The organism is Falsiroseomonas sp. E2-1-a4 (assembly GCF_051433165.1).
GTDB lineage: Bacteria > Pseudomonadota > Alphaproteobacteria > Acetobacterales > Acetobacteraceae > Falsiroseomonas.
Window position 1 is genome coordinate 1 of record NZ_JBHMFS010000011.1, and the last position, 20729, is coordinate 20729.

Annotated in this window: 21 protein-coding genes and 1 pseudogene; 13 read left to right on the forward strand and 9 right to left on the reverse strand. The window is 69.6% G+C overall.

The window, feature by feature from the left end; all coding sequences use genetic code 11:
* Positions 1 to 118: 118 nt before the first annotated feature.
* From dnaJ to rpsO, 13 genes and pseudogenes are all read left to right on the forward strand, one after another.
* A complete protein-coding gene (gene dnaJ / locus ACFHNC_RS13350) occupies positions 119 to 1273 on the forward strand; it encodes a molecular chaperone DnaJ (protein WP_437169715.1) in 1155 nt (384 codons plus the stop codon).
* Positions 1274 to 1497: 224 nt separating this feature from the next.
* Positions 1498 to 2271 carry a 4-hydroxy-tetrahydrodipicolinate reductase gene (dapB, locus tag ACFHNC_RS13355; protein ID WP_437169870.1) on the forward strand — a complete coding sequence of 258 codons (774 nt, stop codon included), beginning with the start codon at positions 1498 to 1500 and terminating at the stop codon, positions 2269 to 2271.
* A complete protein-coding gene (locus ACFHNC_RS13360) occupies positions 2268 to 2891 on the forward strand; it encodes a DUF7002 family protein (RefSeq protein WP_437169716.1) in 624 nt (207 codons plus the stop codon). The genes dapB and ACFHNC_RS13360 overlap by 4 nt, the downstream gene beginning before the upstream one ends.
* 143 nt (positions 2892 to 3034) lie before the next feature.
* A complete protein-coding gene (metK, locus tag ACFHNC_RS13365) occupies positions 3035 to 4222 on the forward strand; it encodes a methionine adenosyltransferase (RefSeq protein ID WP_437169717.1) in 1188 nt (395 codons plus the stop codon).
* Positions 4223 to 4312: 90 nt separating this feature from the next.
* Positions 4313 to 5023, forward strand: coding sequence for a tRNA (guanine(46)-N(7))-methyltransferase TrmB (trmB, locus tag ACFHNC_RS13370; protein WP_437169718.1), 711 nt, complete (start codon positions 4313 to 4315; stop codon positions 5021 to 5023).
* Between the two features lie 142 nt (positions 5024 to 5165).
* Positions 5166 to 5804, forward strand: a complete 639-nt coding sequence (gene rimP / locus ACFHNC_RS13375) for a ribosome maturation factor RimP (RefSeq protein WP_437169719.1) — start codon at positions 5166 to 5168, stop codon at positions 5802 to 5804.
* 10 nt (positions 5805 to 5814) lie between these two features.
* On the forward strand, positions 5815 to 7506 hold the full coding sequence (nusA, locus tag ACFHNC_RS13380) for a transcription termination factor NusA (protein WP_437169871.1): 1692 nt from the start codon (positions 5815 to 5817) through the stop codon (positions 7504 to 7506).
* On the forward strand, positions 7478 to 8194 hold the full coding sequence (locus ACFHNC_RS13385) for an RNA-binding protein (protein WP_437169720.1): 717 nt from the start codon (positions 7478 to 7480) through the stop codon (positions 8192 to 8194). Before nusA ends, ACFHNC_RS13385 begins: the two co-directional genes overlap by 29 nt.
* A 181-nt stretch (positions 8195 to 8375) precedes the next feature.
* Positions 8376 to 8525 (forward strand): annotated as a pseudogene (locus ACFHNC_RS13390) (translation initiation factor IF-2 associated domain-containing protein); the annotation flags it as partial.
* The gene (infB, locus tag ACFHNC_RS13395; RefSeq protein WP_437169872.1) at positions 8505 to 11330 is read left to right on the forward strand and encodes a translation initiation factor IF-2; all 2826 of its coding nucleotides are present in this window, start codon (positions 8505 to 8507) and stop codon (positions 11328 to 11330) included. The pseudogene ACFHNC_RS13390 and the gene infB, both read left to right, overlap by 21 nt.
* Positions 11331 to 11401: 71 nt before the next feature.
* Positions 11402 to 11965, forward strand: a complete 564-nt coding sequence (gene rbfA, locus ACFHNC_RS13400) for a 30S ribosome-binding factor RbfA (protein ID WP_437169721.1) — start codon at positions 11402 to 11404, stop codon at positions 11963 to 11965.
* Complete coding sequence (truB, locus tag ACFHNC_RS13405) at positions 11962 to 12948, forward strand: tRNA pseudouridine(55) synthase TruB (protein ID WP_437169722.1); 987 nt, start codon at positions 11962 to 11964, stop codon at positions 12946 to 12948. The genes rbfA and truB overlap by 4 nt, the downstream gene beginning before the upstream one ends.
* A 90-nt stretch (positions 12949 to 13038) precedes the next feature.
* Positions 13039 to 13311 carry a 30S ribosomal protein S15 gene (gene rpsO / locus ACFHNC_RS13410; RefSeq protein WP_342449475.1) on the forward strand — a complete coding sequence of 91 codons (273 nt, stop codon included), beginning with the start codon at positions 13039 to 13041 and terminating at the stop codon, positions 13309 to 13311.
* 173 nt (positions 13312 to 13484) lie between these two features.
* Here the strand turns inward: rpsO and ACFHNC_RS13415 are convergent, their stop codons facing one another.
* From ACFHNC_RS13415 to ACFHNC_RS13455, 9 genes are all read right to left on the reverse strand, one after another.
* Positions 13485 to 14096: a hypothetical protein gene (locus ACFHNC_RS13415; RefSeq protein WP_437169723.1), complete on the reverse strand. Its 612-nt coding sequence runs from the start codon at positions 14094 to 14096 to the stop codon at positions 13485 to 13487.
* A 113-nt stretch (positions 14097 to 14209) separates the two neighbouring features.
* Positions 14210 to 14404, reverse strand: coding sequence for a CsbD family protein (locus ACFHNC_RS13420; protein ID WP_437169724.1), 195 nt, complete (start codon positions 14402 to 14404; stop codon positions 14210 to 14212).
* Positions 14405 to 14476: 72 nt separating this feature from the next.
* Positions 14477 to 15835 carry an aspartate aminotransferase family protein gene (locus ACFHNC_RS13425; protein WP_437169725.1) on the reverse strand — a complete coding sequence of 453 codons (1359 nt, stop codon included), beginning with the start codon at positions 15833 to 15835 and terminating at the stop codon, positions 14477 to 14479.
* On the reverse strand, positions 15828 to 16220 hold the full coding sequence (locus tag ACFHNC_RS13430; RefSeq protein WP_437169726.1) for a RidA family protein: 393 nt from the start codon (positions 16218 to 16220) through the stop codon (positions 15828 to 15830). Before ACFHNC_RS13430 ends, ACFHNC_RS13425 begins: the two co-directional genes overlap by 8 nt.
* Before the next feature lie 11 nt (positions 16221 to 16231).
* Positions 16232 to 17476, reverse strand: a complete 1245-nt coding sequence (locus tag ACFHNC_RS13435; protein ID WP_437169727.1) for a NupC/NupG family nucleoside CNT transporter — start codon at positions 17474 to 17476, stop codon at positions 16232 to 16234.
* Between the two features lie 196 nt (positions 17477 to 17672).
* A complete protein-coding gene (locus ACFHNC_RS13440; protein ID WP_437169728.1) occupies positions 17673 to 18641 on the reverse strand; it encodes a DNA recombination protein RmuC in 969 nt (322 codons plus the stop codon).
* Positions 18642 to 18764: 123 nt separating this feature from the next.
* A complete protein-coding gene (locus ACFHNC_RS13445; RefSeq protein ID WP_437169729.1) occupies positions 18765 to 19373 on the reverse strand; it encodes a carbonic anhydrase in 609 nt (202 codons plus the stop codon).
* 18 nt (positions 19374 to 19391) lie between these two features.
* A complete protein-coding gene (locus tag ACFHNC_RS13450) occupies positions 19392 to 19694 on the reverse strand; it encodes a P-II family nitrogen regulator (RefSeq protein WP_437169730.1) in 303 nt (100 codons plus the stop codon).
* A 2-nt stretch (positions 19695 to 19696) separates the two neighbouring features.
* On the reverse strand, positions 19697 to 20671 hold the full coding sequence (locus ACFHNC_RS13455) for a sodium-dependent bicarbonate transport family permease (protein WP_437169731.1): 975 nt from the start codon (positions 20669 to 20671) through the stop codon (positions 19697 to 19699).
* Positions 20672 to 20729: the final 58 nt, after the last annotated feature.

The following is a 20729-nucleotide window of genomic DNA, read 5'->3' on the forward strand; positions in this document are numbered from 1 at the left end:
AAGAAAAAGCCCTTCGGGGGTGGGTTTTTCCCGGTTTTAATGAAGTGGCTCCCTCGGCTCAAAAAGAACCCGGGCGCTGCCATGTTGACCACGCCGCCCCGCGAGGACCCTCGGGACCATGGCCAAACGCGACTATTACGAAGTCCTGGGCGTCGCCCGGGATGCGAGCGAGGAAGACCTGAAGAAGGCCTACCGCAAGCTCGCCATGCAGCATCACCCGGACCGCAACCGGGGCGACACGAGTTCCGAAGCGAAGTTCAAGGAAGCCAATGAGGCGTATGACGTCCTCAAGGATGCCGAAAAACGCGCCGCCTATGACCGCTTCGGCCATGCCGCCTTCGAGCAGGGTGGCGGCGGTGGCGGCGGGGCCGGCATGGGTGGCAACCCCTTCTCCGGCGGCTTCGAGGATATCTTCGAGGAGATGTTCGGCGGCCTCGGCCGTGGCGGGCGCGGCGGCAGCCGGGCGGCGGCCGGGCGGGGCAATGATCTGCGCCACCAGGTGGAAGTCACGCTGGAGGAAGCCTTCGGCGGCAGCAAGAAAACCATCCGTGTGCCGTCCTCCGTCGCCTGCGAGGCCTGCAAGGGCAGCGGCAGCGAAGGCCCGGCGGCGCAATCCGCCAGCACCTGCCCGACCTGCAACGGCGCCGGCAAGGTGCGGGCGCAGCAGGGCTTCTTCCTGATCGAGCGCACCTGCCCGACCTGCTCCGGCTCCGGCCGCATCATCAAGAACCCGTGCAAGGTCTGCGCCGGCCAGGGCCGCGTGCAGCGCGACCGAACGCTCGCCGTGACCATCCCGGCAGGCGTGGAGGACGGCACCCGCATTCGCCTGTCCGGCGAGGGCGAGGCCGGGCTGCGCGGGGCGCCGGCGGGCGATCTGTATGTGGATGTGGCGGTGCGCCAGCACGCCATCTTCCAGCGCGACGGCGCCAATATCTTCGTCCGTGTGCCGCTGCGGATGACGCAGGCGGCGCTCGGCGGGGGTGTCGAAGTGCCGGTCATCGATGGCGGTCGGGCGCGCGTCACGATTCCGGCCGGCACCCAGACCGGCGACCAGTTCCGGCTGCGCGGCAAGGGTTTTTCGGTTCTGCGGTCGGCCGCACGTGGCGACATGTATGTGCAGGTAGCGGTGGAAACCCCGCAGAACCTGTCGAAGCGGCAGCAGGAGCTGCTGGCCGAGTTCGAGGCCGAATGCGAGAAGACCGGCCGCAGCAACCCGGAGACGGAGGGCTTCTTCGCCAAGGTGAAGGAGTTCTGGGACGGGCTGGGCCGCTGAGGAGGCCTCGTCCGCACCATCTTGCATGAAGCGGGAAACCCTTCGCGTGTCGCCACGTTGGTTGCAGGTCATCGCATCCCCCCTGCGATGACAACTGGCAGGCGGCGGCGCGGAACTATGGTCCCACCCGCGTCGCCGCCCGCCCCCCCAACCCGCTCGGTCGCTTGACCCTGCCACCCCCCACGGGCAGCCTCGGCGCCTTGCCTGAGGGGCCTTCACTCATGATCCGCATTGGCATCGCCGGCATCGCCGGACGCATGGGTATGCTGCTAGCCGAGGAGGTGCGGCGCGCCGGCGCCACGCTGGCCGGCGGCACCACCCGCCCCGGCAACCGCCCGCCTTCCGACGCCACCGCGCCGCTGCTGGGGGATGCGGCGGCGCTGTTCGCCGCCAGCGACGTGGTCATCGACTTCACCCATGCCGAGGAAGCCGTGCCGCACGCCATCCTCGCCGCGCACCATGGCGTGCCGCTGGTGCTCGGCTCCTCCGGCCTGTCGGCGGAGCAGACGCGAGAGGTGGCGGAGGCGGCGGCGCAGGTGGCCGTGGTGCACGCCGCCAATTTCGCCCCCGGCGTGAACCTGGTGCTGGCGCTGGCCGAAAAGCTGGCCGCCGCGCTGCCGGCCGAGGGCTACGATGCCGAGATCGTCGAGATGCACCACCGGCAGAAGGTGGATGCCCCCTCCGGCACCGCGATCGCGCTCGGCCGCGCCGTGGCGGCCGGGCGGGGCATGACACTGGAGGAGGCCGGAATGGAGAGCGGGCGGCACGGCCATACCGGCGCGCGGGCAACCGGCACCATCGGCTTCGCCGCACTCCGCGGCGGCCAGGTGATAGGGGAACACACGTTGCTGTTTGCCGCGGCGACGGAACACATCGCGCTGACGCATCGCAGCTTCGACCGACGGTCCTATGCCGTGGGCGCGGTGCGCGCGGCGCAATGGGTCATCGGCCGGAAGCCCGGGCTGTATTCCATGATGGACGTGCTGGGCATGCGATGAGCGTGCCGGGCTGGGATGCCGCCGCGCTGATCGCCGCGACCGGTGGCGTGGCCTGGCACCTGGCGCCGGAGGCTGCATTGCCCATGCTGCGCCGGCACGGCCTGCTTTCGGCGGCAGCCCTGGTGGCGTTGTTCGAGGTGCCGGAGCCGGAGGCGACCCGCCTGCTGGAGGTCAATCGGGACCGTTTCACCACGTTGCGCCACCCGCTGCACGGAGAGGTGGAACTGCGGCGCCAGCAGATGTGGGACAGCAAGCTGGGGCCGGCTCTTGCCGGCAGCGGCACCACGCCGGCGCAGTGGCGGCGCCACATCAACGGCCATGTGTTCCTCTGGCTGGACGCGGCACGGGTGGCGGGTTTGCGCGCGGCGGATCCGAAGCGGCCGCAGGTGGCTCTGCGTGTCGACCTGCGGCGCCTGCTGGAACGGCATGGCGCCGCGGCGCGGCTCACGCCGATCAATACCGGCGCCGTGCGGCATCCGCGGCATCGCCGCAGCCTGGGCGATTGGCATCGTCTCGGTGCCTATGCCGATCCACGAGGCCGCAGGCCGGTGGAACTGGCGATCCCCGACGGGGTGCCCGGGCTGGCGGAATTGCTCATCGATTCCGGGCCACAACCCTGACGTGCGGGCGGCGTATCAATTGCGGCCCACCCGCCTTGACCCCGCCACATCGCACTGCAATACGCCGCTGTCCCGGATCCACCGGGCTGACTAGCCAGGCCGGGGCGAACCGGCCCTCCCGCGACAAGAGGCCGAATCACGCCATGCGCGATAAGGGCGAATACCTTTTCACGTCCGAGAGCGTTTCCGAAGGCCACCCGGACAAGGTGGCGGATCGCATCTCGGATACCGTGCTCGACGCCTACCTCTCGGCCGACCCCTATGCCCGCGTGGCTTGCGAGACTCTCGTGACCACCAACCGGGTGGTGCTGGCCGGCGAAACCCGTGGCCCCGGCTCCGTCACGCCTGAATTGCTGATGCACCTGACGCGCATGGCAATCCGGGACATCGGCTATGAGCAGGAAGGCTTCCACTGGCAGAACGCCAGCATTGAATGCCACCTGCACGCCCAGTCCGCGCATATCGCGCAGGGCGTGGACGCGGCCGGCAACAAGGATGAGGGCGCCGGCGACCAGGGCATCATGTTCGGGTATGCCTGCACCGAGACGCCGGAACTGATGCCGGCGCCGCTGTACTACGCCCACCTGATCCTGCGCCGCATCGCCGAGATGCGCCGCGCCGGCGACCTGGCCGTGGCCGGGCTGCTGCCGGATGCGAAGTCCCAGGTGACGCTGAAGTATATCGACGGCAAGCCGGTGGGCGCGACCAGCGTGGTGGTCTCGACCCAGCATGAGGAAGGCCTCGACCAGGCCGAGATCCTGCGGATGATCCGCCCGATCATCGAGAGCAGCCTGCCCAAGGGCTGGATGTGCCCGGACAACGAGCTGTATGTGAACCCGACCGGCACCTTCGTCATCGGCGGGCCCGACGGCGATTGCGGCCTGACCGGGCGCAAGATCATCGTCGATACCTATGGTGGTGCGGCCCCGCATGGCGGCGGCGCCTTCTCCGGCAAGGACCCGACCAAGGTCGACCGTTCCGCCGCCTATGCCGCGCGCTACGTGGCGAAGAACGTCGTGGCCTCCGGCCTCGCGGATAAGTGCACCATCCAGGTGAGCTACGCGATCGGTGTCTCCAAGCCGCTGTCGGTCTATTTCGACCTGCACGGCACGGGCAAGGACGTCGATGAGACGAAGCTGGCCAAGGTGATGGACGGGCTGATGAACCTGTCCCCGCGCGGGATCCGGGAGCATCTGCACCTGAACCGCCCGATCTATGCGGTGACCAGCGCCTACGGCCATTTCGGCCGCACGCCGGATGCCGAGAAGGGCACCTTCACCTGGGAAAAGACCGACCTGGCGGATGAGATCCGCCGCGCCTTCAACCGCTGAACCATACCCGGCCCGCGCTTCGGCGTGGGCCGGTCCTGCCTGATTGGGCGGCGGGCGCAGGCCCGTCGCCCCTTTTCGTTTGAGGCCCACATGACCGCAGACCGTCCGCCACTGGCCGAGGGCGTGCCGGACCGGCTCTATGGCCGCCAGCGTGGCCATAAGCTGCGGCCGCGCCAGCAATTGCTGCTGGATGCCACCTTGCCGCGCCTGCGGCTTTCGCCTGAGCAGGCCGCCGACCCGCTGGCCGCCTTCGGCATGCCGGGCGCGAAGCTGTGGCTGGAGGTGGGTTTTGGTGGCGGCGAGCACGCGCTGGAGCAGCACCGGGCGCATTCCGAGGTCGCCTATATCGCCTCCGAAGTGTTCGAGAACGGGCTGTGTTCCCTGCTGACCCGCCTGGTGCCGGATGGCGGGGAGGCGACGGCGCCCTTGCCGCCAGGCCTGAAGCTGTGGCCGCAGGATGCACGGCATCTGCTGGGCCTGCTGCCGGAGGGCGCGCTGGACCGGCTGATGCTGATGTTCCCCGACCCCTGGCCGAAATCCCGCCATTCCAAGCGCCGCTTCGTGCATCCCGAGATGCTGCCCCTGGTCGCCCGCGTGCTGCGCCCGGGCGGCGAATGGCGCATTGCCAGTGACGACCCGACCTACCAGGCCTGGGTGGCGGAGGTGTTTGCCGATACGCCCCTGTTCACCCTGGCCGAGCGCCACACCACCCGCCCCGAAGGCACGCCCGGCACGCGCTATGAGGCCAAGGCGGTGCGCGAAGGGCGACAGCCGGTCTGGTGGGTGTTTCATCGCACCTGACTCCGCTTGCGGCGAAACAGGCCGGCGGCTATAGGAGTACGACGAGATCGCTTTCCGACCTGTCCGGGAGGCGGCCCCTAACCGGGCCGCCTTTTTTGTTGGCCGCTACCCGGCCCCGGGCTCGTCGGCCTGGAAGGCATCAATGGACGACGACCAACCCCAACACGAGGGCCTCGAGGCCCGTATCGCCACGGCGATCCTGCCCACGCTGGGCCAGCTCGGCTATGAGCTGGTGCGCGTGCAGGTCAGCGGCAAGGAACGGCCGGTGGTGCAGATCATGGCCGACCGGGTCGATGAAGCGACCTTCCGCGTGGAGGATTGCGAGATCATCAGCCACGCCGTCGGCGCGGTGCTCGATGTGGAGGATCCGATCCGCAGCGAATGGTCGCTCGAGGTCTCCTCCGCCGGCATCGACCGGCCGCTGACCCGGGTGAAGGACTGGAACCGCTACGCAGGCCAGCTCGCCACCGTGGATCTCCAGGTGCCGCAGGATAACCGCCGGCGGCTGCGCGGCATCGCGCTCGGCGCCGATGCGCAGGAAATCCGCATCCGGCTCGAGGATGGCACGGAGCTGGTGGTGCCACGCGGCAACATCCGCCGCGCCAAGCTGGTGCTGACCGATGAATTGATCGAACACAGCGCGGCGCTGGCCGCCGTCGCCGATGCCCGCCGCGCGGCGCTCGAGCCGCCCGTTGAAGTCGATGAGTCCGCTGAAGCGCCGGAGGTGGAGGAGGAAGCGCCTCCCGCCCCCCGTCGCCGCTCAACCCCGAAGAGGAACTGACGCCATGGCGATGGATGTCGCGATTGCGCGCCCGGAACTGCTGCTGGTGGCGGATGCCGTCGCCCGCGAGAAGATGATCGAGCGCGACGAGGTGCTCGAGGCGATGGAGCAGGCCATCCAGAAGGCCGGCCGCGCCAAGTACGGGCATGAGAAGGACATCCGCGCGGTCATCGACCGGAAGTCGGGTGAGGTGAAGCTCTCCCGCTGGACCGAGGTTGTGGACGCGGAGCCGGTGGAGAATGAGGCGACGCAGCTCAGCCTGCGGATCGCCCAGAAGATCAAGCCGGGCATCACGACCGGCGAATTCATCATCGACCCGCTGCCGCCGATCGATTTCGGCCGCATCGCCGCGCAGACCGCCAAGCAGGTGATCGTGCAGCGCGTGCGCGAGGTCGAGCGCAACAAGCAGTACCTGGAATACAAGGACCGCGTCGGCGAGGTCATCAACGGCGTCGTCAAGCGCACCGAATACGGGAACCTGATGGTCGAGCTCGGCAAGGCGGAAGCCCTGCTGCGCCGTGACGAGACCATTCCGCGCGAGGCATTCCGCAACGGCGACCGGGTGCGCGCCTATATCTACGACGTGCGCGAGGAACCGCGCGGGCCGCAGATCTTCCTGTCCCGCACGCATCCCGGCTTCCTCGCCAAGTTGTTCGCGCAGGAAGTGCCGGAAATCTACGATGGCATCATCGAGATCAAGGCGGTGGCGCGCGACCCCGGCTCGCGCGCCAAGATGGCCGTGATCTCCCGCGACAGCAGCATCGATCCCGTGGGTGCCTGCGTCGGCATGCGCGGGTCGCGCGTGCAGGCGGTGGTGCAGGAGTTGCAGGGCGAGAAGATCGACATCATCCCCTGGTCGCCCGACCAGGCCACCTTCATCGTCAACGCGCTCGCCCCGGCCGAGGTGACCAAGGTGGTGCTGGATGATGATGCGCGGCGCGTCGAGGTGGTGGTGCCGGATGATCAGCTTTCGCTGGCCATCGGCCGCCGCGGCCAGAACGTACGCCTTGCATCGCAGCTCACGCGCTACGATGTGGATATCCTGACGGAGGCGGAGGAATCCGAACGCCGCCAGGAAGACTTCCGCAAGCGCAGCGGGCTGTTCGTCGAGGGCCTGGACGTCGATGACGTCATTGCCGGGCTGCTGGTGACCGAGGGCTTCGGCTCGATCGAGGACATCATCAACGTCGATGACGAGGAACTCGCCGAGATCGAGGGCTTCGACGAAAATGTGGCCGCGGAGCTGAAGCGCCGCGCCCAGGCCTTCCTCGACAAGATCGAAGGCGAGATGGACGACAAGCGCCGCGAGATGGGCGTGGAGGATGCGGTGGCCGAGGTTGGCGGCTTCTCCCCCGCCATGCTGGTGGCGCTCGGCGAGAAGGGCGTGAAGTCGCTGGAAGATTTGGCGGATTTGGCCGGCGATGAGCTGGTCGAGATCCTCGGCACGGATGCGGTGGATGAGGAGACGGCGAATGCCGTGATCCTCGCCGCCCGGCAATCCGCGGGCTGGTTCGGCGACGAGGATGTGGTGGGCGCGCTGGCCGCGCAGAATGGCGAATACGATGACGCCGAGGGTGAGGAAGCAGGGGCTGAGGATTCTGAAGGCACGGAAGGCGACGCCCCAATCGAAGAAGCCGAAGACACCGGCGAAGCGGCACCGGAGGGGGAACCCGATGGGGAACGAGACGCAGCCAGGACCTGACGCGGCGCCGGCCCCCGCGCCGGAGCTTCTGCCGCAGGTCGAGGCGATCGAGCCGGACGATGCGGAGGAACTGGAAACGGGCCCTCTGCGCCGTTGCCTGGTGACGCGTGAGCGGTTGCCGAAGGAAGCGATGCTGCGTTTCGTTCTGTCGCCGGACCGGGAAGTGGTCCCCGACCTGAACGCAAGGCTGCCCGGCCGGGGAATGTGGTTGAGCGCCCGGGCCGATGTGTTAGAACGTGCCGCAACCCGCGGGGCCTTTGCGAAGGCGGCGCGCGGTCCGGTGCATGTCCTCCCCGACCTTCGCGCGCGGATCGAGACCGGCCTGCATGGGCGGGTCCGCGATCTTGTCGGCTTGGCACGGCGGGCCGGGCAGGCGGTGAGTGGGTGGCAGGCAGCCCTTGAGTGGCTGCAGGCGGGACGTGTGGCGTTGCTGGTCCAGGCTTCGGATGGCAGCGCGGCGGAACGGGCCCGATTGGTTGGGCTCCGGCAGGTGCCAGCGGTAACTCCGCTGACCGGTGAGGAGCTTGGGGCGCTGTTCGGTCGTGACCGGGCGGTGCATGTTGCGGTGGCGCCGGGAAAACTGGCGCTGGCGATCGCGGCGGAAGCCGCACGGCTCGCGGGCGTCGCCGCCGCAGCCGAAAACAGGGGCAGCGCGCCATCTGGGGGAGTTCCTCCGGCGCCGCCCTAGGCGGACCGCCCCCCGGCGGCGACCGGGGACCATCCGGCGGTGGCTGGTTGGGGTATGATCGCTGTGCTCCGCGGTTCTGGGGTGCGGTACCGACTTCACCCGCGCATGCGCGGAAGCACAGGGTGCCGCGTTCAACGCGCGGCTGGACATGACGGACGAAAGATCAGGTTCGGATCGGCGGATGAGCGACCAGAACGACCAGGATGCGGCCAAGGGCCGGCTCTCCTTGCGGCCGGGTGGGCGCTTGGAATTGGGCAAGACGGTGGATGCTGGCAGCGTGCGCCAGTCCTTCAGCCATGGGCGCAGCAAGGTGGTGCAGGTCGAGGTGCTGAAGAAGCGCGCCGCGGCCCCCGGCACACCCGCGGCGCAGCCCAAGCCCGGCGTTGCCGGGCCGGCCGCCGCTGGGCCACGCCCGGCCGGTGGGCCGCCGCGCGCGGCAGGCCCCGCCGGCAAGCCGCCCGCCGCGGCGGGTCGCCCGCTGACACAATCGGAACTCGCCACGCGCCAGCGCGTGCTCGAGGAACAGCGCCGCGCCGAAGCGCAGCGGCAGCGGGAGGAGCGTGAGCGCCAGGCGCTCCAGGTCCGCTCCGCCGCCGAGGAAGCCGCGCGCCGCGCCGAGGAAGACCGGCGCCGCGCCGAGGATGAGGAGCGCCTGGCCGCCGAGGAGGCGCGTCGCGCCGCCGAGGAAGCCCGACGCGCCCCGCCGCCGGTCGAGGAATCCGATGCGGAGCCGCAGGTCGAGGCCGACTCCGTGCCGCCGCCCGCCGTGGCGGAGACGCCGGCATCGGCCCCGGTGCGTGCCGAGGCCCCGGCTCGCGCCGAGGCCCAGACGCCCCAGCGCCGCGATGCGCCACCGGCGCGGACCGCGGAGCCGGCCCGCCAGGCTGGTCGCCCCGCCATGCCGGCACCGCCGCGCCCTGTCGCCCCGCCGCTGCGGACGGGACGCCCCGGCCCTGTGCCGTCGGCGCTCAGTGCGCGTCGCCCGGCGCCCGTTCCGGTCGCGCCGCAGGGTGCGCCTGGTGCCGTGGCGCCTGGTGCCAAGCCGGCTGCTGCCGCAACCGCCGAGACGCCCGCCGCCAAGCTGACGCTGAAGGCGCGCGCGCCGATGGCGGAGGATGAGGAGGCACCGCGCGGTGTCGTCCGTCGTCCGGGCATGCCTGGGCCGGCCGGTGCCGTGAAGAAGGCGGTCATGCCGCCGGCGAAGAAGTCGCTGGTGCCGGGTGGCGATCGTCGCCGCGACGGCCGCATCGACGTCTCGGCCGCGATCGAGGGCGAGGATGAGCGCACGCGCTCCATCGCCTCCGTCCGCCGTGCGCGTGAGCGTGAACGCCGGCAGCAGGAGCTGCAGCGTCTGCGCTCGGGCGCCGAGAAGGTGGTGCGCGACGTGGTGGTGCCGGAAGCCATCACCGTGCAGGAACTGGCGAACCGCATGGCCGCGCGTGGCGGCGAAGTGGTGAAGGCGCTGTTCCGCATGGGCGTGATGGCCACCCTGACCCAGTCGATCGATGCCGATACGGCGGAGCTCGTGGTGCAGGAATTCGGCCACCGCATCCGCCGCGTGGCGGAAGGCGACGTGGAAATCGGCCTGGAGGGCGAGGTGGATGTCGATACCGACATGCTGCCGCGGCCGCCGGTCGTCACCATCATGGGCCATGTCGACCACGGTAAGACCAGCCTGCTGGACGCCCTGCGCAAGGCCGATGTGGCGGCGCGGGAAGCCGGTGGCATCACCCAGCATATCGGCGCCTACCAGGTGACGCTGCCCGATGGGCAGAAGGTGACCTTCATCGATACGCCAGGCCACTCCGCCTTCACCGCCATGCGCGCCCGTGGCGCCAGCGTGACGGATATGGTGGTGCTGGTGGTGGCGGCCGATGACGGTGTCATGCCGCAGACGATCGAGGCGATCAGCCATGCGAAGGCGGCAAACGTGCCGATCATCGTGGCGATCAACAAGATCGACAAGGAAGGCGTGCGGCCGGAGCGCGTGAAGCAGGAACTGCTGCAGCACGAGATCGTGGTCGAAAGCCTGGGCGGCGAGACGCAGGAGATCGAGGTCTCCGCCACCAAGAAGCTCAACCTCGACAAGCTGCTGGAAGGCATCGGCCTGCAGGCTGAAATCCTCGACCTGCGCGCCAATCCGAACCGGGCCGCCGAGGGCACCGTGATCGAAAGCCGGCTGGACCGCGGGCGTGGCCCGGTGGCCACCGTGCTGGTGCAGAAGGGCACGCTGAAGACCGGCGACATCGTCGTGGCCGGCGCCGAGTGGGGCAAGGTTCGCGCCATGCTCGACGACAAGGGCCGCCAGGTGAAGGAAGCCGGGCCGTCTCTGCCGGTGGAGCTGCTCGGCCTGTCCGGTGTTCCCACCGCGGGCGAGAACTTCATCGCGGTGAAGGACGAGACGCAGGCCCGCGAGATCAGCGAATTCCGCCAGCGCAAGCTGCGGGAGAAGCAGGTGGCGGCGGTCTCCGCCGGCCGCGGCAGCCTGGTCGACATGCTGGCCCGCATCCAGGCGGGCGCGCAGAAGGAAGTGGCCGTCGTCGTCAAGGCCGATGTGCAGGGCTCGGCGGAAGCGATTTCCGTCACGCTCGGCAAGCTCGGCAATGACGAGGTGCGGGTGCGCATGCTGCATTCGGCGGTCGGCCAGATCACCGAAAGCGACATCCAGCTCGCCAAGGCGTCCAACGCCGTCATCGTCGCCTTCAACGTCCGGGCAACCACCCAGGCGCGGGATTTGGCGACGCGGGACGGCGTGGAGATCCGCTACTACTCCATCATCTATGAGGTGGCGGACGACATCGAGGACCTGGTGCGCGGCAAGCTGGCGCCGGTTCAGCGGGAGAAGTTCCTGGGCTATGCCCAGATCCTGCAGACCTTCGAGGTCAAGCGCATCGGCAATGTGGCCGGCTGCCGCGTGACCGAAGGCGTGGTGAAGCGTGGCTGTGGCGTGCGCCTGCTGCGCGACGGCACCGTCATCCACCAGGGCGAGCTTTCCACGCTTCGTCGCTTCAAGGACGATGTGAAGGAAGTGACCAACGGCTACGAATGCGGCATGTCCTTCGTGAACTACAACGACATCCGCGTTGGCGACCAGATCGAGTGCTACGAGACCGAGACGGTCGCCGGCACGCTCTGACGCTTCAACAGCCGCAAGATGGGGGGCGCGGCAGCGATGCCGCGCCCCTTCTCTTTCAGGAAAAGACCCAGATGGCCCGCAAATCCCGCGACGCCGCGGATGCCCCGCGGCGCGACCCCAAATCCGCCTTGGCCCATATCGCCCGATCGGCCCCCCGCAAGGGTGGCGCCGAGGGGCCGAGCCAGCGTCAGTTGCGCGTGGCGGAGGAAATCCGCCATGCCCTGTCCAACATCTTCGCGCGGGAGGAATTCCGCGACCCGGACCTGTTCGAGCTGAAGGTGACGGTGACGGAGGTGCGCGCCTCCCCGGACCTGCAGCACATGACCGCCTTCGTCAGCGGGCTGGGCCGCGATTTATCGCCGGCGCAGCTTGCCGGCCTCAAGCGCATCCAGCCCTTCCTGCGCAGCCAGGTGGCCAAGGCGGTGCGGCTGCGCACGGCGCCGGAGCTACACTTCCAGGCGGACACCGCCCTCGATTACGCCATGCATATCAGCAAGGTGATGCAGCAGCCGGCGGTCCAGCAGGACCTGATCCCACAAGACCCGGCCAAGCCCGCAGAACCGTCCCCCGCGGGGACCGCGAAATCCACCCCCGCGGGGACCGCGAAATCCACCGAGGACTCCGAAGAACCGTGAACCAGCCCAACCGCCACCGTCACCGCAGCAAGAAGCCCAAGGGGCGCGAGCTGGATGGCTGGCTGATCGTCGACAAGCCCTCCGGCATCGGCTCCACCGATGTGGTGAACAAGGTAAAGCGCGCCTTCGACGCGCAGAAGGCGGGCCATGGCGGCACGCTGGACCCGCTGGCGACCGGCCTGCTGCCGGTGGCCTTCGGCGCCGCGACCAAGACTGTTCCCTATGTGATGGACGGGACCAAGACCTATCATTTCACGCTGAAATTCGGCGAGGCGCGGGACACCGACGATGCCGATGGCGCCGTCATCGCCACCAGCGACGTGCGGCCGACGGATGCCGAGATCGAGGCGGTGCTGCCCGGCTTCCGTGGCGACATCATGCAGGTGCCGCCGATCTATTCCGCCATCAAGATCGGCGGGGAGCGCGCCTATGACCTCGCGCGCGACGGCCAGGTGGTGGAGATCGCGGCCCGCCCGGCGCGGGTCGATCGCTTCGACCTGATCAGCCGGCCGGACGGCGATACCGCCATCTTTCACGTGGAATCCGGCAAGGGCGTGTACATGCGGTCCCTGGCGCGGGATGTAGCGAAGGCGGTGGGGTCCGTGGGCCACATCACGGCGCTGCGGCGGCTGCGCGTGGGCCCGTTCCGCATGGAACATGCGATTCCGCTGGACTCTCTGCTCGTAACCGGCGATACGCCTCCCCCTTCCCCGGACCTCCTGCTTCCGGTGACGACCGCGCTGGCCGACATCCCGGCACTGGCCGTCACCGCAGAGGAGGCCGCACGCCTCTACCAGGGCCAGGCGATCAGCCTGGTGGACCTGATGGGGCGCGTTCCCCGTGAAGCCGATCCCGAAGGGGGCCTGCTGCGCGCGATGGCGGGGGAGCGTCTGCTCGGCCTGTGCCGGCTGGAGGCAGGTTGGATGCAGCCCGAAAGGCTGATCCAGCTTGAACCCGGGCAACAGCCAGGCGGCGAGGCTTAACCCCGACCTGGAGGATATGCGATGTCGACGACCACCGAGCAGCCGGCTGCGGCCGCTGCAACCCCCGCTGCGAAGCCTGCCGTGAAGATCATCGCGGCGACGGATAACGCGGCCCGCGCCGCGCTCATCAAGGAATACGCCACGAAGCCGGGCGACACGGGCAGCCCGGAGGTTCAGGTCGCCCTGATCTCCGCCCGCGTCACCATGCTGACGGAACACCTGAAGGCCCACCCGAAGGATTTCCACAGCCGGCGCGGCCTGCTGGTGCTGGTTGGCCAGCGCCGTGGCCTGCTGGACTATGTGAAGCGCAAGGACCAGAAGCGCTACGAGACGCTGATCGGCCGGCTGGGCCTGCGTCGCTGATCGCAACGCGACTGGCGTGCTGAAATGGGGCGGACCTTCCAGGGTCCGCCCCTTTTTTTTCCCTCAAGTGCCGGGCGGCCGCTCTGCGGTCTTGGCTCGCCGGACCGCCGGCGGGCCGCATTCGCGGCCTCGGCGGGCTTGGCCCGCCGCAGGTCGTCGTGGACGGGGCGCGCTCAGGCGCGCACCCAGGTCTCCGAAAAGGCCAGCATCGCCGTGTGGATCGACTGCCCCGCAACCTCACGCGGGATCGGCGCGCCGGGGCGCTTCTGGCCGTTGACCGTGATGGTCGCCTGCTGGCAACCGACAAAGACGGTGGGCATGTGATGACGACCCGTGGCGGATTGCGCCGGCGACAAGGCGAAGCAGAAAGGTGCGCCGAGGCCCTTCCATTCCAGCGCCACCGTCAGATCCCCGGCGCGCAGCGTTTCGCTGTAATGGGTGCGGACATCGCCGCCGACAGCCACGCTGTCCAGCTTGCGGAACTGGATGCCGCGCAGTGCCGGCAGGCCGCGCCAGGCGCCGAAATGGGTGACGTAGTTCTCGAGCAGCCAGCGGGCGAGCGGCTCATTATCGGTCAGGCATAGATTGGCGCGCTCGGCGGGCGGCGCTTCCTCCTGCGGCGATTGCGCCAGCATCAGCGCATGGCCTCGCCCGTGCGGGGACAGCATGACGCGGAAGAATGAGGCGAGGGTGGTGAAGGGGCCGGCGGGGTCCTCCTTCAGCGAAATCCCGGGATTTTCGCCGGTCCATTCGACCTCGCCCGGAAACAACACTGTCTGGCTCATCTGGCTTCTCCCTTGGTCAGGGGCGCAGCTTGCGGGCAGAGGCCGGAAACGGCAACGCCGCGCGCAGGGTTTCCCCGACGCGCGGCGCTGTTCTCAAGCCTGACCGGATAGGGTCAGACGCGGTCCTTGCCGTCCACGGCGTCACGCGCCGCGTCCTTGGTGCGGCCCAGAGCGCCCTGCGCCTTGCCCTTCACCGTGTCCAGATGGCCCTCGGCCTCCAGACGCTCATTGCCCGTGGCCTCGCCGACGGTCTTCTTCACGGAGCCCTTGGCCTCGTTGAGGGCGCCCTTGATGCGATCCTTGTCCATAACCGCTTTCTCCTGTGTGGCCCGGCCTGGTGGCTGGGCTTCGCGGATAGAACGCGTTTCGGAAGGACCGGTTCATTGCGTAACCGTCGCACCCTTCGGCAGGCTGGCAAGCGCGGCATCCACCGCGTCTCCGAAGCGCGCGACGATGGTTTCGATATCCGTGGCCGTGGCGATGTAGGGGGGTGCCAGCAGCACATGGTCGCCGTGCCGGCCGTCGATGGTGCCGCCCATCGGGTAGCACGCCAGGCCGCGGGCATAGGCTTCCTGCTTGATGCGGTCGTGCAGCTTGAGCGCCGGGTCGAAGGGCGTCTTGGTGCTGCGGTCGGTGACGAATTCGGCGGCCCAGAACAGGCCACGGCCGCGGATATCGCCGACATGGCGATGGTTGCCCAGGCGGTCCACCAGCCGCGTCTCCAGCAGCGCGCCCATCGCCTGGACATTCTCCAGCAGCTTCTCCTCCCGGATCACCTGCTGCACGGCGAGTGCGGCGGCGGAGGCCATGGGATGGGCCTGGTAGGTGTGGCCATGCATCAGCGTGCCGGAGCCGTCGCGCAGCGCGTCCATCACGCGGCGATTGGCCAGGATGCCGCCGATCGGCTGGTAGCCGCCACCGAGACCCTTGGCGATCACCTGGATGTCGGGCGTGACGCCTTCCTGTTCCCAGGCATGCATGGTGCCGGTGCGGCCCATGCCGCACATCACCTCATCCAGGATCAGCAGCGCGCCATGCAGGTCGCAGACCGCGCGCATGGCGGGGAAGTAGCCGGGCAGGGCGGTGACGCAGCCGAGCGTGGCCCCCACCACCGGCTCCGCGATGAAGGCGATGACGGTATCCGGGCCGAGGCGCTGGAATTCCGCCTCCAACTCCGCCGCCAGGCGGGCCACATAGTCGGCATCGGTTTCGGCGGGGCCGCGGTCGCGATAGGCGTAGCAGGGCGCGACATGGCTGAAGGCGTCGGACAGGATCGGCTGGTAGATCGCCTTCCGCATGGCATTCCCGCCGGCCGCCAGCGCGCCGAGCGTGTTGCCGTGATAGCTCTGCCGCCGCGCGATGAATTTTGTGCGGCCCGGCTGGCCGGCCTCGAAAAAATGCTGGCGGGAGAGTTTGAGGGCCGCCTCCATCGCCTCGGAGCCGGAGGAGCACAGGTAAAGCTGGCTCAGCCCGCCCGGCTCGCCCTCCAGCACCATATCCGCCAGCGCCTCCGCGCTTTCGCAGGAATACAGCGCGGTGTGGGCGTAGGTCAGCTTGTCCATCTGCGCCCGCATCGCCTCCAGCACGCGCGGATGGCCGTGGCCGAGGCAGGCCACCGCCGCGCCGCCGGAGCCATCGATGATGCTGCGGCCATTGCTGTCATGCAGCAGCATGCCCTCGCCCCGCAAAGCGAGCGGCGGGTCCTGCCGCAGATTGCGCTGGATCAGGTGGCTACGCATGGGCGGGCTCTCCGGCGAGGGCGATGCAGGCGAAGGCGACGCGGGCTTCGGTCGGTACGCCGAAGCGTGCCGTGTGGCGGGCCGGCAGGCCATCTGGAAAATGCTTCACATATTCGGCGTTGAGCGCGGCGTAATCGGCCGGATCGGTGATCAGCATGGTCATCTGCACCACCCGGTCCAGCCCGCTGCCGGCGCCCGCCAGGATGGCGGCGACCTTCGCCAGCGCATTGCGCACCTCCTCGGCCGGCGTCGCGCCGCGATGCACGCCGTTCGCCGGATCATGCGGCGCGGAATGGCCGGAGACGAAGACCAGCCCGCCGGCGCGCGTCGCCTCGCTGAAGGGGCGGGGGGAGCCGGGTGGTGGCGGGCCGAAGATGTCGAACATGGGCAACCCCCTCACGGTGCGGTCAGCAGGCCGACCACGGCGCCTGTCATGCAGCAGGCGATGGTCGCGGCCAGCAGTGCCGGCAGGCCGAGTTTCACGATATCCGGCCGGCGTTCCGGGCACATCGCCACCATGCCGCCCAGCATGATGCCGAGGGAGGCGAAGTTGGTGAAGCCACACAGCGCATAGGTCAGGATCAGCCTCGACCTTTCGCTCAGCCCCAGCCCGCCGGACTGCGCGAGTTCCAGAAAGGCCACGAACTCATTCACCACGAGCTTGGTGCCGAGCGAGGCGGCGACCACCCCGGCGGACTCCGCCGGGATGCCCATGGCGAAGGCCAGCGGCCAGAACAATGTCGCAAAAATGCGTTGCAGCGTCAGCCCGGTCAGCGGCTCCAGCGCCATATCGGCCAATGCCACCAGTGCCACGAAGACGATCAGCGTCGCCATGATGCCGAGCAGCAGGGTCAGGCCATCCTGCGTGCCACGCACCAGTGCCTCCATGGTGCTGTCGTACAGGCGTGGTGCGGCGGTGTCCTGTTCGGCCACCGGCGCCGCCTCGCCCGGCCGCATCAGCAGCGCCACCAGCACGGCGGCCGGCGCCGAGATCAGGCTGGCGGTCAGCAGCTGGCCCGCCGCATCCGGCACCACGGGCGCGATGATCACGGCGTAGACCACCAGCATATTGCCGGCGATGGTCGCCAGCCCCGCCGTCATCACCACGAACATCTCGCTGGCCGAAAGCCGTGCCAGCCAGGGCCGCACCAGCAGCGGCGCCTCCACCATGCCGACGAAGACATTGGCCGCGGTGGCGAAGCCGGCGGCGCCGCCGAGGCCGAAGGCGCGCGTCAGCAGGCGGGCCAGCGCCTCCACGATCACCGGGATGACGCGCCAATGGTACAGCACGGCGGCCAGCGCGCCGACCACCAGCACCAGCGGCAGGCCCTGGAAGAACAGGATGAGGGCGGCGCCGGGGAAGGGTTCGGTGAAGGGCAGCGGCCCGCCGCCGAGATAGCCGAAGACCAGGCTGGTGCCGGCCCGCGTGGCAGCGGCCAGCGCCTCCACCGCGCGGCCCATCAGGGCGAACCCGGCGCGCAGCGGCGGGATGTGCAGCAGCAGCGCGGCGAACAGGATCGGCAGCCCCAGCCCGGCCGCGACGACGCGCCAGGAAACGGGCCGCCGGAAGCCGCCGAGCGCCCAGGCGAGCGCGGTGAGCGCCAGCAGGCCAAGGCCGGACTGGATCTGCAGCGCGCTCAAGGCCCTTTCCGCCCAAAGGGGGGGTTGGACGCATGCGTCCAACGATTGGGTGAGGGGGGCTCACCAAGATGGAGCGGTAGCGTGTCTGGCTGGTGCCTGCCGCTTACCTCCGGAAATCGGAGGATTTGTTGCAAAGCCCCCCTCACCCAACCCTCTCCCCCTGTCAGGGGGAAAGGGCCTTTTCTTGTTCGCCCCCTCATTCAGCAGCCCTCGCCGTGGCGTCTTCCGGGATATCCAGCGCGCGGATCGTCTCGCTGCGGCGGATGATCTTCTCCGCCGTGATTTCGATGTCCCGCACATCCTGCTGCATATTCGCAAAGTGTCCACGCAGCGCGCCGATGCGGCGTTCGAGGCGCGCGGTGTCCTCGGCCAGCGCCTCCACCTCATGCCGGATGCGCCGCGCCTCATCCTGCAGCCGCGCATCGCGCAGCAACCCGCGCATGGTGTTCAGCACCGCCCACAGGCTGGAGGGGCCGACGATATGCACGCCGCGCCGCGCAGCCTCCGCCACCAGGTCTCCGTGCGCCGCATGCAGCGTGGCGTGCACGGCCTCGGACGGCAGGAACATCAGCGCGCCCTCCGCCGTCTCCCCGGGGATCAGGTATTTTTGCGAGATGTCTGCGACATGCTTGCGGATATCCTGCGTGAAGCGCCGGGTGGCGAGGGTGCGGGCGCCGGCATCCGTGGCGTCCTGCATCGCGGCCCAGGCCTCCAGCGGGAATTTGCTGTCCACCGCGATCGGGCCGGGCGGGAAGGGCAGGCGGATCAGGCAGTCGCAGCGCGTGCCGTTGGAGAGCGTGTGCTGCCAGGCGAAGCCCGAGGCTGGCAACCGGTCCGCCACCAGATCCCGCAACTGCACCTCCCCCAGCGCGCCGCGGGCCTGCTTGTTGCCGAGCACGGCGGCGAGCGAGCCCACCTGGCTGCCCAGCGCCTCGATATTCTGCCGCGCCGCGTCGATGACCGACAGGCGCTGCTGGATGGCGCTGGCGCTTATCTGGCTGCGCTCGGCGGCGGCATCCAGCCGCGCGGCCAGGCTGCGTTCCTGGTCCCGCGCGCGGTCTTCCGACAGGCGCGCCAACCGGTCCTGCGCCGCGGCCAGCGCCTCCATCATCGCGCCGAGCCGCGCCAGATCCTCCCCACGCCGTCCGCGCAGCGCGAGAAGCATCAGTAGCAGCGCAAGGCCCAGCGCGCCGCCGATCAGCGCAAGCGGCAGCCAGTCGGGCAGGGAAGGTCCTTTCGCGAATCGGGATGTGGCGCCTTCAGCTTCGCACCCCGCCGCGGCCGGTGGCTATGCCGCGGCGAATTCCCCATCCGCGCTCAGCAGCATCAGCCGCCCGGTCGCCACGCCGAAATGCGCGCCCTGCAAGGTCAGTCGGCCCTCGGCCACCGCATCGGCCACCCAGGGAAAAGTCATCAGGTTGGCGAGCGACAGGCGCACTGCCTCCAGCTCGCAGGCCTCCTGCGCCTGTTCCACCGGCATGCAGGACAGGACGCGGCTGCGGGCCTCGCTGGCGATCCCCATCCAGGCCTGCACGAAGTCCCGCGCCTCCGGCGGGGCGCCGCGCAGCAGGGCGGTGACGCCGCCGCACATGGCATGGCCCATCACCAGAAGCTGGGAGACGCCAAGCACCCGCACGCCGAATTCCAGCGCCGCGCTGGTGCCATGATAGGTGCCGTCGGGCGAATAGGGCGGCACCAGATTGGCCACGTTGCGCACCACGAACAGCTCCCCCGGCGCAGCACCGAAGATCACGGCCGGGTCCACCCGGCTGTCCGAACACGCGATGACCATGGTGTGCGGGCGCTGGCCGCGGGAGGCGAGTTCCTCGAATCTTGCGCGTTCCTGGGGCCAGGTGTCGGCGCGGAAGCGGCGATAGCCGTCGATCAGCCTTTGCATTCGGTATTCAGGTCCTGGTCAAAAATGATCGGCACGCAGCACGGTGCAGTCGGTGATGCTGACGATGGCGGGGCGGGCGCCGAGCAGGTCCTCGCGCGCCTCCATGACGCGTGCGGTCACCGCATCGCTGGCGATACAGAGGATGACGACGTTGTCGAGCACGCCCGAAAGATCCCCGCCCCGTCGCACGCCCTGGTGGCCGCGCCCCGACAGCACCGGCAGGATGGTCCAGCCCGTGGCGCCCAGGCGGTCGAGCAGGGTGGTCACCTCCTCCGCCCGGACGCGTTCGACCACGATCTCAATCCGCTTGCGGTTGTGCATGCTCAGGCCCCAGCCAGTTTCACCCAGAGCGGAATGCCCACCAGGATGTTGAAGGGAAAGGACACGGCGACCGAGAGCGTGACATACACCCCCGCATCGGCGCGCGGCAGGGCCAGGCGCATGGCGGCCGGCACCGCGATATAGCTGGCCGAGCCGGACAGCACCGCCATCAGCGCCACGCCCCCGGGCGAAAGGCCGATGGCCTGCGCGCCCAGCAGCCCGGCCGCGCCGCCGATCAGCGGCATGACGATGCCGAAGGCCACCAGCCCCCAGGACAGGCCGCGCCCGCCGGCCCGCAACTGGCGCACCGCCATCAGCCCCATCTCCAGCAGGAACAGGCAGAGCGCGCCGGGGAACAGCGCCTCGGTGAAGGGCGCAAGCTGCTGGCGGCCGGGGTCGCCGGCCAGGAAGCCGATCAGGAAGCTGCCCAACAGCAGCACCACCGGCCCGTTCAGCAGCACCTCATGCGCCAGTTTTCCCGCGTTCAGCCGGGGTTGGCCGGAGGCGGCACCGGCGCCGATCCGGGCCAGCAGCAGTGCGGTCAGGATCGCCGGCGTTTCCATGGCGGCCAGGACGGCCGGCATGAAGCCTTCCTGCGCTACGCCCAGCGTCGTCAGCGTGCCGGCGGCCGCCGCATAGGTGACGACGGAGACGGAGCCGTAATGCCCCGAAATGGCGGCGGCGGTGTCACGGTCGATCCGCAGCGCGCCGCGCAGGAACAGGAAGGCCGGCAGCGGCAGCAGGAAGGACAGGCCGATGCCGAGCGCCAGCGCCGGCCAAAGCCCCTCCGCCGCGCCAGGGCTGGCCAGCGCCGCCCCGCCCTTCAGGCCGATCGCGACCATCAGGTAGATGGACAGGGCGCGGGCCAGCGCCTCCGGCACCGACAGATCGGCGCGTAGAAGCCCTGCGGCAAAGCCGAGGGCGAAGAACATGACGGGCGGGGGGAGGAGGGCGAGGAGGTCGGGCACGGCGGCCATCTGGCCCACCTGCCCGCCGGATTAAAGCGAACGACCAGGCAACCTGGCCGTTATTCGC